Genomic DNA, 18,282 nt, shown 5'->3' on the forward strand with positions numbered 1-18,282 from the left:
GCACGGTCACTCGCCGGTGGCGGCGAAGAGCACCACGGTCATGGTCGTGGTGATCGCGATCGCGAGCTCGGCGACCACGTCCTCGACGGACTCGCCGAGCTCCTCGCCCTTCGAGATCCGGTCGAGGCGGGCACGCTCGGAGTCGGTGAAACCGAGCTTCTTGTCCAGACCACAGGCGTGCACGATCGCCGCCAGCAACGCGGTCCGGTTGCCGGGTTCGCGTTCGGACCGCGCCACCGCGCTCAGGTCCGCGAGGATCCGGTCCCGCACGCCGGGTTCCGGGTAGTACTCCGACGTCTTGATGAAGCCGAGCGTCTTCTTCGTTCGCTTGTCCAGCAGCCCGTTCTGCACGAGCACGTCACGGTGCTCGCTGAACGTGCTGAGCTCGAACGTCAGCCACGAACCCAGATCGACCGGCTTGCCCTCTCCTCCGCCCTTCTTCGCGAACCGTCCGAGCAGCTCGTCGAACCACGGGATCCCCGCCGGGGACTCGTCGATCACGGACAACTTCCGATCCTCCACGCGCACCCGGGAACGCAGGGCGAGCTCGCCCACCCTGGCTGCCGAGGTCGCCACCGTGGGCATCTCGATCGGAAAGTGCGCCCCTTCTCCGTTGTGCAGCAGCAGAACGAATTCGTCGGGCAATGTCAGCGTCCCATTTGTGTCAGGCACGTCGGGCGACCCCCATTCTGGTCGGATTCGAGCGGCTTACGGCGACGAACGTACCGCAGGCCACGGTCTTCGTCGCATCGAGCGGTTTTCCCGACAGCGCGCGTCGCGAATCGTTCACTTCATTGATGTTTCCGCCCTACCGCGTACCTACGCTCGGGGATGCCGGAATCCGGCTCACCGAATGATGGGAGTGAACACGATGAACTCGATCGAAAAGGCGGCGGACGTCGCGATGTCCGCCGAAGGTGCGCTGCGCCCGCTGGAGCGGGCCGACGGCGCCGCCCCGGTGCTCGGCACGCCCGGCATCGCTGCGGTGGTCGCTTCCGCCACGGCGCTCTACGCGGCGGGCAACATGGTGACCGACCTCGTCGGCCACGAGTCCCAGGTGGACCTTCCCGGCGAGAGCCTGAACGGCAAGTCCGGGGCCGAACTGCTCACCCTGCGCCGCCGCGGCCTGCGCAGCTGAGACTCCGGGGCACGCGGTAGGGCCGGCCAGGCGCGGCGGCCCTACCGCATCTCCGGCTGTCGCGGCATGGCCAGCGAGGCAAGCAGCGGGCCGTCCGGACACTCCACATCGAACAGCGGGCGATGTCCCGCGAGGGCACTGCGGAGTTCGGCCAGGGCGCCGCCGGTTCCCTCTCCCATCAGCGTGGTGAGCCCCCGCACCAGCGTCTCGGTGTCCTCCCGGCGGCGCGCGGGGTCGAGACAGAAGGCCGCGAACTCCCTGGCACAGTCGAGGATTCTGGTGTAACACGCCGTATAGCGCTTGGCGTACTCACCACGGCCGGGTCCACTGAGCAGGCCGATGGCCTCCGCCGCGGTGTGTGCCGCGAGCACGGCGATGGTCGCCGGTTCGAGGAACACCGGGTCGGCGCGCCCCGCGGCGTCGCCGACGCTGAGCCAGCCCGCTCCCGCGAGCCGGGCACTGCGACAGCCCCGCCAGCGTTCGCCGTCGCCGCGTCCCCGGTCGTCACCTCCGACGACGAGAGTGCCGAGGCCGGTCCCGTTGTGCAGGGGAACGGACCAGGTCCACTCCGCCCCGTCTTGGGCCTGGGCGAGCACGAACTCCCCCTCGGACCCACCGTCGACTCGGGACCGTGCCATCCAGTGCGTCACGCTCTCGCGCTCGGCGGGTGACAGCGGCCCGGACACCGCGCGGTCGGCTCCGGTGGCGTCGGCCACCAGGTCGGCCGACACCGCCCGATCCTCGCCCCGGTAGTGGTACCGCAGGCCGGTCACCGTGTCGCGTTCCACGACCGGTTCCAGCACCTCGGCGCCGCGGAGCACCCGGGCACCCGACTCGACGGCACGGGACAGCAGCAGCTCGACGAACTCCCCGTAGCCGGCGTGGCAGCCGTGGTCATACGCCCCGGCTCCGGCGTGCGGGCTGCGCCACGGCTGCTCGCCGTTGCCCCAGTCGAGCACCGACACCTCCTGCCGGGCGAACCCCGCTGCGTGGGCACGCTCGTGCAGCGACAGCGCGGCGAGCAGCCGGTGCACACCGGGCGCGAACGCCTCGATGCCGCCCGCCGGCGTGCGGGTCGTGCGCTCGAGGACGACAACGTCTGCGCCACGGGCGGCGGCACACGCGGCGAACGCGGCACCCGCCAGTCCCGCTCCGGCCACCACCACCAGGGGTGCGGTCACGACACGCACCGCGCGACGGGCCGGCCGAGCGAGTGGAACTCGGACAGGAACACCATCGTCGGTTCCTCCTCCTCGTCGTAGCCACCCGAGACACAGATCAGGAACTGCGTGCGCACCGCGTCCGGATGATGCTGCTGCGCGGTGACGTGTGCCAGCAGCGTCAGGTAGGGCACGGACAACTGCACGGTCGGATCGGCCCCGCCGCGGACCAGCCCGTGCTCTCCGACGTAGCGCAGCAGCTCGGCCGCGACGTCGAACACGGTCTTCTCCGCGCGCCGGTGCGGATGCCACAACGCGTGCAGCAACGTCCGCTCCTCCATACTGCTGATCTCCCGGAACCCGGTGAGCGAGCCGTCCGCGAGTTCGTCGCGCATCAGCAGGTGATGGTCGTAGATGCCCGGGTTGGGGGCGAAGAAGCGCCAGTCCGGGATCACCAGGTACAGCTTGTCCCAGCCGGTGCGTTTGGTCGCGTCGCGGTACAGCTTCTGCCCGACCACGGTGAGCCCGAACCAGGTTCCGAAGAGTCCGTAGAGCGCCGCCCGCTTCGCGGTGGACCGGCGCGATCGGCTACCGAACAACGCGCTCTCCTCGTCTCGTCGCCACCTTGGCGAGGACCGCGCCGATCGTGTCGACGACGACGTGGCTGTGTGTCCGGTCGAGTACCAGACCGAAGTGGCTCGCCTCCTCGGCGAGCACGGCGAACGAGTCCGCCGACCAGGTCAGCAGCTCGTCCTGCAGTTTGCGGTGGGCCACGTCGTTGCGCAGCGACTCCCCGGACACCACCACGCCGAGGGGAACGTGCGGCGGGAAGGTCCCGGTAGCCACGTCGCGCGGGTCGCCGTTCTTCCAGGACACCAGCTCCGCTGCCGCCGCGCGCCACACGCCGGGCACGCCGAGCCGGGCGCGCGCCTGCCGGGCCGCCGCCTCCGGCAGTTCGGTGAACTGGGCGGCGATGCGTTTGTTCCCGAGCCGCAGCACCGACTGCAGGGCCGAGGTCGTGAGCGACTGTTCGAGCCACGCCATGCCCCGGCGCTGGGTGGCCGAGCGGCGCAGCTCCTCGGGATGCAGCGCGTCGACGAACACCGCTCCCGCGACCCGCTCCGGGTACGTGCCCGCGAAGCACCGGACGACGAGGCCACCGAACGAGTGCCCGACGAGCACGATCGGCTCGTGCACCTCCAGCGCGGTCAGCAGCTCGTGCAGTTCGGCGGCGAGCCGCGGCACCGTGCGTCGCCCGCGGCCGGGTGTGCTCCACCCGGTTCCGGCGCGCTCGTAGCTGATGGTCCGGGCCTGTCGGCCGACGGCCTCCTGCACCCACGTCCAGGACTGCAGGGGCGAGGCGAGCCCGCTCTCGAACACCACGGTTGGACCGGCCCCGGGTGAGCCGCGGTCCAGAACATGCACGGACCGGTGCCCGACCCGGACCAGCCGACCGGCGGGACGATCGTCCTCCATCGTGTTCACCTACCTTCGGTGTGGACAGGCGCGGCGTGCTGCTCGCCGTCCCGGCGCTGGATGGCCGCGAGGCGCCGGTACAGCGGGCTCGTGCGCAGCAGCTCGGCATGCGTGCCGACATCGTGGACCATTCCCCGTTCCAGCACCACGATCCGATCGGCATCGACCACTGTGGACATCCGGTGGGCCACGCTGAGAACGGTGCACTCCGCGGCGATGGACCGCACGCTCCGGCGCAGCAGGAGCTCGGACTCGGAGTCCAGATTGGACGTCGCTTCGTCCAGCAGGAGCACGGCCGGCCTGCGGACGAGCATCCTGGCGATGGCGAGTCGTTGACGCTGCCCGCCGGACAGGCCGAGCCCGCTGTCGCCGATCTCGGTCGAGAGACCCCGCGGCAGCCTGCGCACCACGTCCTCGAGGCCGGCGAGCCACAGTGCCCGGTGGATGTCGTCGGCCGTCGCGCTCGGGACGCCGTAGAGCAGGTTCTCGTGGAGGGTGCCCCGCAGCAGCGGGCTGTCCTGCTGCACGTAGCCGACGAGGCCGCGCAGCACGGGCAGCGGGAGCCGCGCGATGTTCTCGCCGCCCAGCAGAATGCGGCCCCCGTCGGCCTCGTGGAACCGCATGAGCAGCTGCAGCAAGGTCGTCTTGCCCGCGCCCGACGGCCCGACGATCGCGGTGAGGCCCTGCGACGGTGCGGTGAACGACACGCCACGCAGGGTCGGTTCGCCGGGCTCGTAGCCGAACCGCACCCCCTGAAACTCGACCGCCATGCCCCCGGCCCCCCACGGCTGTGCGGCGTAGGACGGCGCCGCCGGCATCGGCTCCTGTTCGATCGCGGCGAGTTCGTCGATCCGCCCGATCGCGGCCCGGCCCTGCTGCAGCTGCCCGATGCCCAGCAGCATCATCACCAGTGGCGACACGAGGTAGAAGAGGTACATGACGAACGCGGTGAGGTCGGCCGCGGTCATGGAGCCGCCGGCCACCCGGCTTGCTCCGGTGACGATCACCGCCGCGAGCGAGGCCTGGAGGCCGACGCTCATCGCGGGCGAGAGCATCGCGCTCAACGCGCTCACCCTGACCCCGGACCGGCGTGCGCGCAGTGCGACCGCGCCGATGCGGTACCCCTCGAACCGCTCCGCCCGGCAGGCCTTGACGGTGCTCAGCGCGGCCAGTGCACGCTGGACGTCGGCGCCGAGGTCGCCGGTGATCGCGCGGCTTTGCTGGGCGGCCTTGCGCAGCCGCTTCGCCAGTACCAGCGCGACCAGGCCGGACGCGGTCAGGCACACGGCCGTGACGCCGAGCAGCACAGGGTCGAGCACGAGCATGAGCGCGATGCCGCCGACCACCATCGCGGCGTCGACCACGATGCCGGCGACGCTCTGCGACCAGGCGCTCTTCAGGATGGACGTGTCGGTGACGATCCGGGCGAAGACGTCGCCTTGGCGGAGCTTGCCGAACGCCGCGACGTCGGCTCCCAGCACCCGGTCGACCAGCGCGGTGCGTGTGTCGTAGACGATGCTCTCGCCCGCGTGTCCCATCACGTACGCCTGCACCGAGGTCAGCGCCGCGTCGGCGAGGAACAGCACGACCACGAAGGCGATCGGCGCGACCAGGCCGCTCCCGGCGCCGACCGCGTCGATCAGGTCACCGATGAGCACCGGCTGGGCGAGGCCCGCGGCCGCGGCCGCCAGGCCGAGCACCACCGCGAGGTGGATCTTGGGCAGATGCCGCCGCGTGACGGCCCGGACGAGGCCACCACCGGCCGGGGATGCCGCCGTGCCGGCGGGGCGCTGTTCAGCGGGGCTTGCGGTCGTCACGGCCGAGAGCCCGCGAGCAGTACACGATGGCCGGATAGGTGCCGAGGAACGCCCACACGAACCGGTTGAGGCCCATGAAGACCGCGTTGCTCGCGTGGAAGCTCGCCCCGACCGCGAGCAGTCCGCGCGCGACCGGCCGGGGAGCGACGAGTACCAGCGGGAACAGCACCTCGCCGGCGATCGTGAGCCGGCCGAGGGCGCGGCACAGCCGTGGCCGGCCGCGCAGCACGTCGAACGCGAAACGGTGCCCGAACATGCGGGTCCGGAAGATGTCCCGGATCGCGCTGCCATCCCGCCACACCGGCGAGATCGCCTTGGCCACCCCGGCGATCCCGTAGGAGAGGCACGACTGGGCGGCGATGAACCACAGGCATGCCTGCCGCGCCTTCGGATCCGCGGCGAACAGTTTGGACAGTGCCAGCGTGGTCAGGGAGATGGTGAGCACGGTCTCCGAGCCGTCGGAGCCGTAGGGGCTGCGTGCGTGGATGGCGAAGTTGGTGCCGGCGAGATAGGTCGCGGCGGCGCTCTTGGCCCGCGCCGACGCCTTCGGGTTCATCAACGTCGCGGCCGCCGCTACCCGGGCCGCGAACAGCCACTGGACGCCCGGCTTGTCGAACACCGCCGCGAGCACCTTCTCGGACCGCCCCGTCATCCACCGGTAGCGGGTGCGAGCGGTCTCCCAGCTCAGCAGTTCCCCCCGGTCGAAGTCCTTGCCGGAGGCCAGGTACTCCAAAGAGGACACGGCGGCGCCGAGCCCGGTGAGTTGCTCGACCCGCCGCAGGGCACGGTCCTGCGTGCCGAGATCGATGCGGCGTTTCGGCCGGGAATCCAACAACGCGGTCAACGCCACGGCGGCTCACTTCTCTCTCGGGGTGGGTGCCGTGGCGCCCCGGACGAGCCCGGGCGCCACGGCAGCAGCGACAAGCGGTGTCAGTTGATGCTGTCGACGCGCATGCCGAGCAGCTGCCCCACGGAGCCGTTGTTCGGCACCGGGCCGGACGGCTTCACCTCGGCGGCGTGGTGGCTCTCGACGGCGTCGGAGATCAGGCCGGCGGTGAACGCCACGCCCGCCACGCCCGCGTACGCCGCGTACGCCGGGGTGGCCAGCACCGGGCTCAGCGCCGTGGTGACCTGCAGGGGGTTGAGGACGTTGTCCGCGTGCTCGTTCGCGAACGACTCGACATTGCTCATGGGCTCTCCTCGGGTCAGAGTTTGGCCTTGCAGGGACGAACGTAGAGAACCCGCGACACCCCGCTCATCCATCAGAGTAAGGATTTGTCGCGGCGCGCGCCCACGTCGAGCCCGGTGCGGCGGACAGCAGCGGCACCGGGACCGGCCAGAGTGGACATTCGCTCCGGTGGGGAGCACGCGGGCGGCGTCACAGCCAGAGCGCGGAGACGTAGTCACCGAACTGCGCGCGGGCGACCTCCCGTTCGGCCCGGTCGTCGTACAGGGGGTGGCACGACAACGCCTCGGCGGTGCGCCAGCATCGCTCCAGCGGGTGCCCGGTCCGCAGCACCGAACCGCCCGCCTTGGCGAAGGCGAACCGCACGGCGTCGATGGAGGCGTGGTGTGCGTGCAGCAGTGCAGCGGCGAGGGCGGTGCGCCGGGACAGGGAAACGGCGCCGGATCCCGGCCCGTCCGGGGGAAGCTCCTCGAGCTCGGCGAGCGCGAGCTGCCGGGCCGCGCGGAAGGCGAGCACCGCGCGGTTCAGCTCCACGCGCAGCAGCGGCTGCTCGCTCATGCGCGTGACCGCGCCGAGCCGGGATCGTTGCCGCGCGGTCGTGACGAGTTCGTGCAGCGCCCGGCGTGCCACGCCGAGCGCGACGCCGGTGATCGCACACCGCAGCACCGCCGGAGGAGGCAGCGGCGCTTGCGCCCCGTCCGGGTACGGGCCGAACGCCGGCACGATGTGGTCGCGGTCCACGGTGACGCCCTGAACCGAGACGTGCCGGGTGCCTGCCGTGTCGAACCCACCGCCGGCCGCGGCGCTGCGATCGGCGCGACCGGCGGGCAGCACGACCAGGACCGGCTGCCCGTCCGCCGCGCGTTCCGCGGCCAGGACGAACCAGTCGGCGTCGGCGGCACCGGGCACGGCCGCCCATTCACCGGTGAGGACGTCGCCTTCGGCGGCCGCGCGCAGCAGCCCGCCCGGCTGCACCGATCCGGTGAGCGAACCGTCGCGGCCGACCCGATCGCGGACGTGGTCCGGCGCCCGGTGCAGCGCTGCGGACAGCTGGCCCGTCGCCAGCAGCAGGCCGGCCGGGGCGTCGTCGTGGCCGAGCTCCTCGCAGGTCCGGAGCAGCGCGCGCGGGCACATCGCCAGGTCGGGACCCACGGCGGGCCGCGCCCGCACCGGCGCGCTCATCCGGCTGCTCCGGCGTACAGGCGGCCGGCGTTGCGCTCGTAGATCTCGTCGCTCACGGCCAGGTGCGCTCCGACGGCGAACGCGTCCCGCACGAACCGGCGCAGCGTGGCGTGGGCGGGCGTGTCCGGGCCGGCCAGGCGCGCGGCCGTGGCCGTGATGCGCTTGGCGGTGTCGACGGCGTGCCGGAGTACGAGGGCGAGCCGTGCCTGCGAGGCCGGTGGTAGTGCCGCGGCGGTGGCCAGCTCGCACCAGTAGCCGTCGACGGTGTCCAGTGCCAGCGCGCGGGCGGCGGCGAGGTCGGTCTCCAGCCTCGCCAGCTCGACGGCGGCCCGGGCGTCGGGAGTGCCGACGAGGCGGGTCAGTTCGTCCAGGGCACCGCGGGCGAGGCCGAGGGGCACACCGAGCATGAACACGGCCTGGATGTTGTACGGGCTCAGCCGGTGGAGGGTGCCACCGGCACGAGCCGGCATCGTGAACAGCGGAGCGATCCGCCGGCGCGGCACGGGTGTCTGCTCGAGGACGACGTCGTGGCTGCCGGTGCCGGCGAGGCCGACGACGTCCCACGTGCCGAGGATCGTCGCGTCCTCGGGACGGACGAACGCGAGCACGGGAATCCGGCCCTCGTCCGCGGGCATCGATACGCCGGCGACCAGCCAGTCGGCGTGCAGACAGCCGCTGTTGAACCGCCACCGGCCGGTCACCAGCACGGTGTCCCCGGCCGGTTCGGCGCGGCCACTGATCGCGGTGGCACCGGCGACCACCGGGCCGCCGTCGTCGTCCGCCATGTCGCGGGCGACGTCCTCGTCCAGCCAGGCCGTGTAGGCGGACTGGTTCGCGCTGATCGAGGCACACCAGCCGGCCGCGGCGTCGGCACGGCTGAGCTCGGCGACCGCGGACACGATCGTCCGCGGCTCCACGTCGGCGCCACCGAGCGCCTTCGGCAGGCCGAGCCGGAACAGCCCGGTCGCACGCAGGGCGGTGACGGTGCCCATGCCCAGCGTTCCGGCAGCCTCGGCGTGCGGCGCGTCGGCGCGCGCCATCGCGGCGAGTGCGCTCGCGGCGGCGAGCGGATCGGGTTGTGTCCTGGCGTGGTGGATGTCGGCTGCCCAAGAGGCGACTACGCCCGAGCACGCGGGGTCGGTCCAGAACGCGTCGAGCGGCGGCGGGATCCGGTCGTGCGCCGTCCAGCGCAGCTCGCACTCGTCGGCGGACAGCTCCTGCACGGTCCAGGTCAGCACCGGCGGCCCTGGGTCGGCGAGATCGGCGTCGTCGGGCACCGGATGCAGCGTGGCCGACTCGGCCCCGGCGACGACGAGGAAGGTCACCTCGACCCCGCGGCCGGATGCGCGGTAGAGCGCACGCCGTCCCTGCTTGCGCAGCAGGCGCACGGTCAGCTCTCCGGCACCGAGCGACGGCCACGACTGCGGGGACGCGAGCACCGGCCACGCCCATGCGGCCGGGGCCGCGATCCGGTACGTCCGCGTCACTGGGCTGATCCACCACTCTCCGTGCCGTCGTGTTCCGGCCCCGACGGTAGGCGGCGTCGTACCGGCGCCGCCTCCGTCATTTGGCGGAGATCGTGGGTGGATCCGGGCGCGGGATCGACACGGACCGGCGTCACCACCCGATCACGGTCGGTCTCAGCGCTCGGCGGCCTCGAGTTCGATCGCCTTGCGCATGGTCGCCCGTGCACGCCGCCGGTCGCCCGCGATGTCGTAGGCGTAGGCCAGCCGGTACCAGCGGCGCCAGTCCCCCGGCTCGTCCTCCACCTCGGCACGGCGCTGGTCGAACCACGCGTCGGCGGCCTTGCGGTCGACGCGGCCGGACGGCATCCGCGGCAGGTCCGCCACGTCGGGCAGTCCGCCCTCCGCCTCGAGTCTGCGGGCGAGCCGCTGGATCTGGTTGCCGGAGCGCCACGTGGTCACCAGCATCCACACGCCCAGGATCGGCAGCAGCAGCACGCCGACGCCGAGCAGCACGGGCACCGTCTCGCCGGTCCGCAGGAGCGCCACCGCCCGCCCGGCGAGCAGCACGAGGTACACCGCGACGCCGGCGGTGAGCAGGATCGCGACGTTGCGGGCCCTCACAGGTCGAGCACGTGTTCCAGGCCGACCGTCAACCCCGGACGGTTCGGCACCTGACGGATGCCCAGCAGCACGCCGGGCATGAACGACACCCGGTCCATCGAGTCGTGCCGAATGGTCAGGGTCTCCCCCTCCGCGCCGAAGAGAATCTCCTCGTGCGCGACAAGCCCCGGCAGCCGCACCGAATGCACGCGCACGTCGCCGACGGTGGCACCGCGGGCACCGTCCAGTTCGGACGTCGTGGCGTCGCTGCCCGGAGCGAGCCCGGCGGCCGCGCGGGCCTGGGAGATCAACCCGGCGGTGTGCGCGGCCGTGCCCGAGGGCGCGTCGGCCTTCCGGTTGTGGTGCAGTTCGATCACTTCGGCCGAGGCGTAGAACTTCGCCGCCTGCTGGGCGAAGCGCATCGCGAGCACGGCACCGAGCGCGAAGTTCGGCGCGATCAGCACGCCGATCCCGGGCTTGCCCGCGAGCCATCCGCGCACCTCCGCGAGCCGCTCCTCGGTGAAGCCGGTCGTGCCGACCACGGCGTGCAGGCCGTTGTCCACGGCGAAGCGCAGGTTGTCCATCACGACGTCGGGCCGGGTGAAGTCGACGACGACGTCGGCTTTCGCGTCCACCACGGCGGCGAGGTCGTCACCGGAACCCACGGTCGCCACGAGGTCCATGTCCGGCGCGCCCTCGACCGCGCGCACGGTCTGCGCCCCCATGCGACCACGCGGGCCGAGCACAGCGACGCGAATGGGGTTGTCCGTCATGCGATCACCTCGTGCAGTTCGTCGGGGAGGTCGTCGTCGTGAGCGTACGGTCCCACCACGACGGCGGTTGTCGGGCCTGCCGGCCTGCGCAGCAGTGTCCGCGCGAGCGCGGCGACGTCCTCGGTGGTGACCGCGTCGATGCGGGCCACGGTGTCGTCGACGCTGTAGTAGTGGCCGTAGTTGAGCTCGTTCTTGCCGAGCCGGGTCATGCGGGAGGCGGTGTCCTCCATGCCCAGCACCAGCCCGCCGCGCAGCTGGCCCTTGGCGCGCGCCACCTCGGCGTCGTCGAGCCCGTGGGCGGCGACGTCGTCGAGGACGTCCCGCACGACCGACGTGACCTCGCCCAGCTTGTCGGGCTGGCATCCCGCGTACACCGACAGATGGCCGGTGTCGGCGTAGCTCGCCACGGAGGAGTACACCTGGTAGGCGAGGCCACGGCGTTCCCGGATCTCCTGGAACAACCGCGAGCTCATCCCACCGCCCAGCGCGGCGTTGAGGACCGACAGCGTGAACCGCCGGTCGTCGTGCCTGCTCAGGGCAGGCATGCCCAGCATCAGATGTGCCTGCTCGGTGTCGTCGGTGCGCAGCGCGAGCTTGTGCGCGCGGCGAACCCGCGCCTGGCCACGCCGCGGCGCCACGGGCGTCCCGTCACCACCGAGCCGGTCCCGCAACGCCGTGCGCACCAGGCGCACCACCGCGGCGTGGGTGATGTTCCCGGCCACAGCGAGGACCATCCTCGGCGGCACGTACCGGCGCCGGTAGAACCGGCGCAGCGCGGGCGGCGACATGCCCAGGACCGACTCCTCGGTGCCCAGCACGGGACGGCCGAGCGGATGACCGTCGAGGATCGTCTCGGTGAACGTGTCGTGCAGCAGATCCTCGGGATCGTCGTCGCGCATCGCGATCTCCTCGAGCACCACGCTGCGCTCGGTGTCCACATCGGAATCGGCACAGGTCGCGCCGAACACGACGTCGGTGACGAGATCCACCGCCAGCGGCAAGTCCTCGTCGAGCACCTGCGCGTAGTAGCACGTGTGTTCCTTCGCGGTGAACGCGTTGAACTCGCCGCCGACGGCGTCGACCTCCTCGGCGATCTGCGTCGCGTCCCGCTTGCCGGTGCCCTTGAACAGCAGGTGTTCCAGGTAGTGCGCCGCGCCGGCGACGGCAGGCTGTTCGTCGCGCGAGCCGATGCCGACCCACAGCCCGACGGTGGCCGACCGCACGCCGGGAACGTGCTCGGTGATGACTCGCAAGCCTCCGGGCAGGACCGTCCGCTTCACCAGCGCACCGTCCGGAGTGGACTCCAGCTTCCTGGTCGTGCCCGCGGGCTGTTCGTGCCCGGGAATCTGTGCCGCCATAAACCTTGCTTCGACAAGTCAGGAACGACCCGCCTCCGGCTGCGAGCGCCGGCGGCGGGTCGTTCGTGACACGGTGTGTGTTTCTGGTGCTACCGCGGAGTCGTTACTTCGCGGCGTCGGCCTGGCCGGAGGCCTCGGCCTTCTCGCCGCCCTCCTGCTCGTCCTCGTCCTTCACGACGACCAGGCTGATCTTGCCGCGGCTGTCGATGTCGGCGATCTCCACCCGGAGCTTGTCGCCGACGTTGACGACGTCCTCGACCTTGCCGATCCGCTTGCCGTTGCCCAGCTTCGAGATGTGCACCAGGCCGTCCTTGCCCGGCAGCAGCGAGACGAAGGCGCCGAAGGCGGCGGTCTTGACGACCGTGCCGAGGAAGCGCTCACCGACCTTGGGCAGCTGCGGGTTGGCGATCGCGTTGATCTTGTCGATCGCGGCGGTCGCGGACGGGCCGTCGGCGGCACCCACGTAGATCGTGCCGTCGTCCTCGATGGAGATGTCGGCGCCGGTCTCCTCGGTGATCGAGTTGATCATCTTGCCCTTCGGGCCGATGACCTCGCCGATCTTGTCCACCGGGATCTTCACGCTGGTGACGCGCGGCGCGTACGGGCTCATCTCGTCCGGCTCGGCGATCGCCTCGGACATCACGTCCATGATCGTCAGCCGGGCGTCGCGGGCCTGGTTCAGCGCACCGGCCAGGACGTCCGACGGGATCCCGTCGAGCTTGGTGTCGAGCTGCAGGGCGGTGATGAAGTCCTTCGTGCCCGCGACCTTGAAGTCCATGTCGCCGAAGGCGTCCTCGGCGCCGAGGATGTCGGTGAGTGCGACATAGCGCGTCTCGCCGTCCACCTCGTCGGACACCAGGCCCATCGCGATGCCCGCCACCGGAGCCTTGAGCGGCACCCCGGCGTTGAGCAGGCTCATCGTGGACGCGCAGACCGAGCCCATCGACGTCGAGCCGTTGGAGCCCAGGGCCTCCGAGACCTGCCGGATGGCGTACGGGAACTCGTCCCGCTTCGGCAGCACGGGCACGAGCGCGCGCTCGGCGAGCATGCCATGGCCGATCTCGCGCCGCTTCGGCGTGCCGACGCGGCCGGTCTCACCGGTGGAGAACGGCGGGAAGTTGTAGTGGTGCAGGTAGCGCTTGGACGTCTCGGGCGACAGCGTGTCCAGCTGCTGCTCCATGCGGAGCATGTTCAGCGTGGTGACGCCCAGGATCTGGGTCTCGCCGCGCTCGAACAGCGCCGAGCCGTGGGCGCGCGGCACCACGGAGACCTCGGCGGCCAGCTGCCGGATGTCGGTGATGCCGCGTCCGTCGATGCGGATCTTGTCGCGCAGGATGCGCTGGCGGATCAGCTTCTTCGTGAGCGCCCGGAACGCCGCGCCGATCTCCTTCTCGCGGCCCTCGAAGGCCTCGCCCTCTCCGATGCCGACCTTCTCCAGCACGGCGGCCTTGACCTCGTCGGTCGCGTTGTCGCGGTCCTGCTTGCCGGGGATGGCCAGCGCCTTGGCGAGGTCGTCGGTCGCGATGGCCGCGACGGCGTCGTAGGCGTCCTGCTGGTAGGCCGGGAAAAGCGGGAAGTCGCCGGTCGGCTTGGCGGCCGCGTCGGCGAGCTTCTGCTGCGCCTCGCAGAGCACCCGGATGAACGGCTTGGCCGCGTCCAGGCCCTCGGCCACGACCTTCTCGGTCGGCGCGGTGGCGCCCTGGGCGATCAGGTCGATGGTGTTCTCGGTGCCCTCGGCCTCGACCATCATGATGGCGACGTCGTCGGGCCGGTCACCGACGACACGGCCGGCGACGACCATGTTGAAGGTGGCCTTCTCCAGCTGCGACCACGTCGGGAACGCCACCCACTGGTCCTCGATCAGGGCCATGCGCACGCCGCCGATCGGGCCGGAGAACGGCAGGCCGCCGATCTGGGTGGAGGCCGACGCCGCGTTGATCGCCAGCACGTCGTAGGGGTCCTCGGGGTGCAGGCTCTGCACCGTGATGACGACCTGGATCTCGTTGCGGAGGCCGTCGGCGAACGACGGCCTCAGCGGACGGTCGATCAGCCGGCAGGTCAGGATCGCGTCGGTGGAGGGGCGGCCCTCGCGGCGGAAGAACGCGCCGGGGATGCGTCCCGCGGCATACATCCGCTCCTCGACGTCGACCGTGAGCGGGAAGAAATCGAAGTGTTCCTTGGGCTGCTTCGAAGCCGTGGTGGCCGACAGCAGCATGGTCTCGTCGTCCAGGTAGGCGACGACGGCGCCTGCTGCCTGCTTGGCGAGCCTGCCCGTCTCGAAGCGGACCGTGCGCGTGCCGAACTTGCCGTTGTCGATCACGGCTTCGGTTTCGTGCACGGTGATGCCGCTTGCGTCCGTCATGGGTGTGTTACTCCTCGTACGTCCGGACGATGCGCTCTCCCCCGCCCTTCGGGGGCACGCTCGAGGTACGAGGCCGGTCATCGATCGAAGCCCTCGGGGATGACCCCGGGAGCCACTACCGAGGACCGGCTGTGGCGTCCTCGCGCGCGGTGCGCTCGTCCTCTGTTTTCCTGCTTCGTTGTACCGAGGGGGAGCGACCCGGCGGGTCACTCCCCCTCGGAGCTCGCTATCGGCGGAGGCCGAGTCGCTGGATCAGCGAACGGTACCGCTCCACGTCCACCTTCATCACGTAGTTGAGCAGTCGGCGGCGACGGCCGACCAGCAGCAACAGACCGCGACGGGAGTGGTGGTCGTGCTTGTGCACCTTGAGGTGCTCGGTGAGGCCGATGATCCGCTTGGTCAACAGAGCCACCTGGGCCTCGGGCGATCCGGTGTCCGACTCGTGCAAGCCGTACTCTGCCAGGATCGCCTTCTTCTCGTCGGTGGACAGCGCCACTCGTTACTCCTTGGGGTTGTGCCGTGTGGGTGTGTCGGTACCGGCCGCCACGGACCGCAGCCGGACTCAATTGTTCAGGGTATCAGCAGGGCACTCAGGTCACCGGGCGCCCGAGCGGGAACCGCTCGACCGGGGTGTGGACGTGTCCCCGCGCTCCCGCGTCGCTCCGGAACAGCACCACCTCACGGGCGGTCCATGCCGGGCCGCGGTAGGAGCCGAGCAGGCGGGCCCACGCGCGGATGGCGGCGGGCGCGTCGCCCCTGGCCAGCGTGAGGTGCCCGCGGAAGGCCCGCTCCTCGTCCTCGGGCCGGACCGCGGCGGCGAGCTCGTCGAGCCCGTCGCCCCGCACACCGATCCACAGCACACCACGGAACGACCCCGATGCTTCCAACCGCACGACCGGGGCCGCTATTCCGGCGAGCCGTTCACGCAGCCACGCGGAGCGCTCCCGTGGGTCGTCCATGCCGTAGAAGCCGAGCGTGACGTGCCAGGTCTGCGGCCTGCTCCAGCGCAGCCGGCGGGATCCCGGGCCACACGGATGCCGGGCGAGTTCCGCCCGGAGCGAGTCCACCGCCTCCCCGGGCAGGGGCAGGGCGGTGAACAGCCGGGCCCGGCCGGCGATCGCGGTCCGCTCGTCCACCATCGTCCCGCGGGGACGCCTACTTGGCTTCCTTGCCCGCGCGGCGCAGCAGATCGGCGATGGCGGGGAACTCCTGGTCCAGACGCTCGGCGGCCTCGAGCAGGTTCTCCTCCTCGGCGACCTCCCGCAGCGCGGTGAGCACCGCCTGGTCGTCCGGCCCGGCGCCGACGGGCAGGTTGTCCCTGCTCACCGTGGGACGTGCCGCCTTGACGTCCTCGAGCGCGGCCCGGATGGCCTCCTTGCTGCCGGCCGCCACGTCGGGGTCGAGCACCTTGCGCTCGAGCATGATGAGCCGGGCCAGCACCACCGGGTTGCCGATCTTGGCCCGCCTGCCGCTCATCACCTGGCTCAGCATCGGCGCACTGATGCCCAGCACCTCCGCGAGGTAGGCCTGGGACACGTCGAAGGCCACCACCAGCCTGCGCACACGGTCGCCCAGCGGTTCCCCGTACCACTCGCGCTGCAACGCGATGTTGCGCTGGACGATCTTGTGGTCCTCCACGGTCAGCCCTGCTCCCCTGTGACGGTGTTGATCCGACGTCGTTCAGACCTGGCGGCTTACGGTCCGTCCAGCATCTTGCCAGCACCGTCGTGGAGAGCGGGACGGAACGGACGAGGCGTTCGCTTTTGCACCCGGCCGGGGGTCGCCCGCGCCTACGAGCGGCCGAGCACGTCCCGGGTCCTGGCGACGTCGTCGCCGATCCGCGCGACGAGGTCTTCGACCCGGTCGAACTTCACCATGCCGCGCAGCCGCGCCACGAAGTCGAGCGCGACGTGCTGGCCGTAGAAGTCTTCGTCGACGTCGAGCACGAACGCCTCCACCGTGCGCTCGCGCCCGGAGAAGGTCGGGTTCGTGCCGACGGACACCGCCGCGGGCAGCCGCTGCTCCGGGTCGCCGGCACGGACGAACCAGCACGCGTACACGCCGTCGGCCGGGATGGCCGCGAACCGCGGAGCCGACAGGTTCGCCGTGGGGTAGCCCAGGTCGTGACCCCGGCCGTCGCCGCGTACGACGATGCCCTCCAGCCGGTGTGGCCTGCCAAGCGCATCGGCGGCGGCCGCGACGTCGCCCGCGTCGATGCACGAGCGGACATAGGTGGACGAGAAGGTGATCTCGCCGTCGTCCTGTTCGTCGGGCAGCGTGCGGCCCTGCAGCTTGGCCCCGTGCGCGACGAAGCCGAAGCGCTTGCCGAGCGTCTTGAGGGTCTCGACGTCGCCCGCGGCCTTGTGCCCGAAGGTGAAATTCTGGCCGACGATCACCGCGGCGGCGTGGAGCTTGTCGACGAGGATCTCGTGCACGAACTCGTCCGGCGTGAGCCGGGAGAGTTCGGGGGTGAACGGCAGGACCGCGAAGACGTCGACGCCGAGCTCCTCGACGAGCTCCGCCTTGCGCCGCAGCGTGGTCAGCTGGGCCGGATGACTCCCGGGGCGAAGGACCTCCGAGGGGTGAGGATCGAAGGTCAGCACGACGCTCGGCAGGCCCCGTTGCCGGGCCGCCTCCACCGTTCTGCTGATCAGGGCCTGGTGGCCACGGTGCACCCCGTCGAAGACTCCGATCGTGACGACGCACCGTCCCCAGCCACCGGGCAGGTCTGTCAAACCGCGCCAACGCTGCACGACTCTGGAGCGTAGCGGCCGGTGCCCCGTGGGCAGGCGGACAGGGGGTGACAGGGGCTGTGACGGTGGCCGGCACGCGCGCGTGCGCGCGGCGGCTGTCAGGCCGGAGCGAGCACGACGACCGGCCGGGTGGCGCCGCCCTGGTCGGTGGCGAGCGCGAGCACGTGGCCGTCCGGGTCGAAGACGCCATAGGTGCCGTCGAGCCCGCCCGCCGGGATGCGCCGGCCGTGCCGGACCGCCCGCGCGGTGGCGGCGTCCACGTCCCGGCGCGGGAACGCGGCCGCGACGGCCTCGTCCAGGCTCAGCGACAGCCCCGGCTCGGCCTCCACGGCGTCGAGCGTGCGCGCCGCGGCGAGGGTGAACGGACCGACCGTGGTGCGCCGGAGCGCGGCGAGATGCCCACCGACGCCGAGATCCGCGCCCAGGTCGCGGGCGAGCGCCCGCACGTAGGTGCCCGACGAGCAGTCGATCATCACATCCAGCTCGACGCGGGCGCCCTCGCGGCGGGTGGCGAGCAGGTCGAACCGGTACACCGTGACCGGTCGCGGCGGCAGGTCGACGTCCTCCCCCGCCCGTACCCGCGCGTACGCCCGCTTCCCGGCCACCTTCACCGCGCTCACCGCGCTCGGCACCTGCTGCAGCTCACCGGTCAGCGCGGCGATCCCGGCGGCGATCCGCTCGTCGGTGACACCGCTCGCGTCGGCCTCGGAGACGATCTCCCCCTCGGCGTCGTCGGTGGCGGTGGCCGCGCCGAGCGCGATGGTGGCCAGGTAGGTCTTGCGGTCGAGGGCGAGGTGGCCGAGCAGCTTCGTGGCCCGCTCCACGCCGAGTACGAGCACACCGGTCGCCATGGGGTCGAGCGTCCCCGCGTGGCCGATCTTGCGGGTGCCCAGGATGCGGCGCGCCCTGGCGACGACGTCGTGGGAGGTCATGCCGCCGGGCTTGTCGACGATCAGCAGGCCGGGAGGCGGAGCGGGCTTTCTGGACACGGCCGCACACCCTACGAAACGC

General features: G+C 71.8%; 19 protein-coding genes. 1 reads left to right on the plus strand and 18 read right to left on the minus strand.

Annotated features, from left to right (window positions below):
- Positions 1–6 precede the first annotated feature (6 nt).
- Positions 7–672: a GOLPH3/VPS74 family protein gene (locus tag ACFSZT_RS21415; protein WP_377385992.1), complete on the minus strand. Its 666-nt coding sequence runs from the start codon at positions 670–672 to the stop codon at positions 7–9.
- 199 nt (positions 673–871) lie between these two features.
- Here ACFSZT_RS21415 and ACFSZT_RS21420 point away from each other — a divergent pair, with 199 nt between their 5' ends.
- The gene (locus ACFSZT_RS21420; RefSeq protein WP_377385995.1) at positions 872–1,138 is read left to right on the plus strand and encodes a hypothetical protein; all 267 of its coding nucleotides are present in this window, start codon (positions 872–874) and stop codon (positions 1,136–1,138) included.
- A 41-nt stretch (positions 1,139–1,179) separates the two neighbouring features.
- Here the strand turns inward: ACFSZT_RS21420 and ACFSZT_RS21425 are convergent, their stop codons facing one another.
- The 17 genes from ACFSZT_RS21425 to truB all read right to left on the minus strand — a co-directional run bounded on the left by ACFSZT_RS21425 (position 1,180) and on the right by truB (position 18,260).
- Positions 1,180–2,319, minus strand: a complete 1,140-nt coding sequence (locus ACFSZT_RS21425) for an NAD(P)/FAD-dependent oxidoreductase (protein ID WP_377385997.1) — start codon at positions 2,317–2,319, stop codon at positions 1,180–1,182.
- Entirely contained in the window at positions 2,316–2,897 is a 582-nt protein-coding gene (locus ACFSZT_RS21430) for a hypothetical protein (RefSeq protein ID WP_377386000.1), read from the minus strand. The genes ACFSZT_RS21425 and ACFSZT_RS21430 overlap by 4 nt, the downstream gene beginning before the upstream one ends.
- Positions 2,887–3,774: an alpha/beta fold hydrolase gene (locus ACFSZT_RS21435; protein ID WP_377386003.1), complete on the minus strand. Its 888-nt coding sequence runs from the start codon at positions 3,772–3,774 to the stop codon at positions 2,887–2,889. Before ACFSZT_RS21435 ends, ACFSZT_RS21430 begins: the two co-directional genes overlap by 11 nt.
- Positions 3,775–3,779: 5 nt before the next feature.
- Positions 3,780–5,591, minus strand: coding sequence for an ABC transporter ATP-binding protein (locus ACFSZT_RS21440; protein WP_377386006.1), 1,812 nt, complete (start codon positions 5,589–5,591; stop codon positions 3,780–3,782).
- Complete coding sequence (locus tag ACFSZT_RS21445; RefSeq protein WP_377386009.1) at positions 5,569–6,441, minus strand: hypothetical protein; 873 nt, start codon at positions 6,439–6,441, stop codon at positions 5,569–5,571. Before ACFSZT_RS21445 ends, ACFSZT_RS21440 begins: the two co-directional genes overlap by 23 nt.
- An 80-nt stretch (positions 6,442–6,521) precedes the next feature.
- Positions 6,522–6,782 (minus strand): hypothetical protein, encoded by a 261-nt coding sequence (locus tag ACFSZT_RS21450; RefSeq protein ID WP_377386012.1) that lies wholly within the window; start codon positions 6,780–6,782, stop codon positions 6,522–6,524.
- Between the two features lie 187 nt (positions 6,783–6,969).
- Positions 6,970–7,959, minus strand: a complete 990-nt coding sequence (locus ACFSZT_RS21455) for an acyl-CoA dehydrogenase family protein (RefSeq protein ID WP_377386015.1) — start codon at positions 7,957–7,959, stop codon at positions 6,970–6,972.
- Positions 7,956–9,446: a hypothetical protein gene (locus ACFSZT_RS21460; RefSeq protein WP_377386018.1), complete on the minus strand. Its 1,491-nt coding sequence runs from the start codon at positions 9,444–9,446 to the stop codon at positions 7,956–7,958. Before ACFSZT_RS21460 ends, ACFSZT_RS21455 begins: the two co-directional genes overlap by 4 nt.
- Before the next feature lie 153 nt (positions 9,447–9,599).
- On the minus strand, positions 9,600–10,046 hold the full coding sequence (locus tag ACFSZT_RS21465) for a tetratricopeptide repeat protein (protein ID WP_377386021.1): 447 nt from the start codon (positions 10,044–10,046) through the stop codon (positions 9,600–9,602).
- On the minus strand, positions 10,043–10,798 hold the full coding sequence (gene dapB / locus ACFSZT_RS21470; RefSeq protein WP_377386024.1) for a 4-hydroxy-tetrahydrodipicolinate reductase: 756 nt from the start codon (positions 10,796–10,798) through the stop codon (positions 10,043–10,045). Before dapB ends, ACFSZT_RS21465 begins: the two co-directional genes overlap by 4 nt.
- Positions 10,795–12,156, minus strand: coding sequence for a M16 family metallopeptidase (locus ACFSZT_RS21475; protein WP_377386026.1), 1,362 nt, complete (start codon positions 12,154–12,156; stop codon positions 10,795–10,797). Before ACFSZT_RS21475 ends, dapB begins: the two co-directional genes overlap by 4 nt.
- A 103-nt stretch (positions 12,157–12,259) precedes the next feature.
- Positions 12,260–14,518 carry a polyribonucleotide nucleotidyltransferase gene (locus tag ACFSZT_RS21480; protein WP_377386029.1) on the minus strand — a complete coding sequence of 753 codons (2,259 nt, stop codon included), beginning with the start codon at positions 14,516–14,518 and terminating at the stop codon, positions 12,260–12,262.
- 226 nt (positions 14,519–14,744) lie between these two features.
- Positions 14,745–15,014 (minus strand): 30S ribosomal protein S15, encoded by a 270-nt coding sequence (gene rpsO, locus ACFSZT_RS21485; protein WP_377386032.1) that lies wholly within the window; start codon positions 15,012–15,014, stop codon positions 14,745–14,747.
- A 94-nt stretch (positions 15,015–15,108) separates the two neighbouring features.
- On the minus strand, positions 15,109–15,657 hold the full coding sequence (gene thpR, locus ACFSZT_RS21490) for an RNA 2',3'-cyclic phosphodiesterase (RefSeq protein ID WP_377386035.1): 549 nt from the start codon (positions 15,655–15,657) through the stop codon (positions 15,109–15,111).
- A gap of 16 nt (positions 15,658–15,673) precedes the next feature.
- Positions 15,674–16,156 carry an XRE family transcriptional regulator gene (locus tag ACFSZT_RS21495; protein ID WP_377386038.1) on the minus strand — a complete coding sequence of 161 codons (483 nt, stop codon included), beginning with the start codon at positions 16,154–16,156 and terminating at the stop codon, positions 15,674–15,676.
- Between the two features lie 152 nt (positions 16,157–16,308).
- Complete coding sequence (locus ACFSZT_RS21500) at positions 16,309–17,271, minus strand: bifunctional riboflavin kinase/FAD synthetase (protein WP_377386041.1); 963 nt, start codon at positions 17,269–17,271, stop codon at positions 16,309–16,311.
- A 98-nt stretch (positions 17,272–17,369) separates the two neighbouring features.
- A complete protein-coding gene (gene truB, locus ACFSZT_RS21505; protein WP_377386044.1) occupies positions 17,370–18,260 on the minus strand; it encodes a tRNA pseudouridine(55) synthase TruB in 891 nt (296 codons plus the stop codon).
- Between the last annotated feature and the right edge of the window lie 22 nt (positions 18,261–18,282).

Source organism: Prauserella oleivorans, assembly GCF_042685745.1.
In the GTDB taxonomy this organism is placed as follows: Bacteria; Actinomycetota; Actinomycetes; order Mycobacteriales; family Pseudonocardiaceae; genus Prauserella_A; species Prauserella_A oleivorans.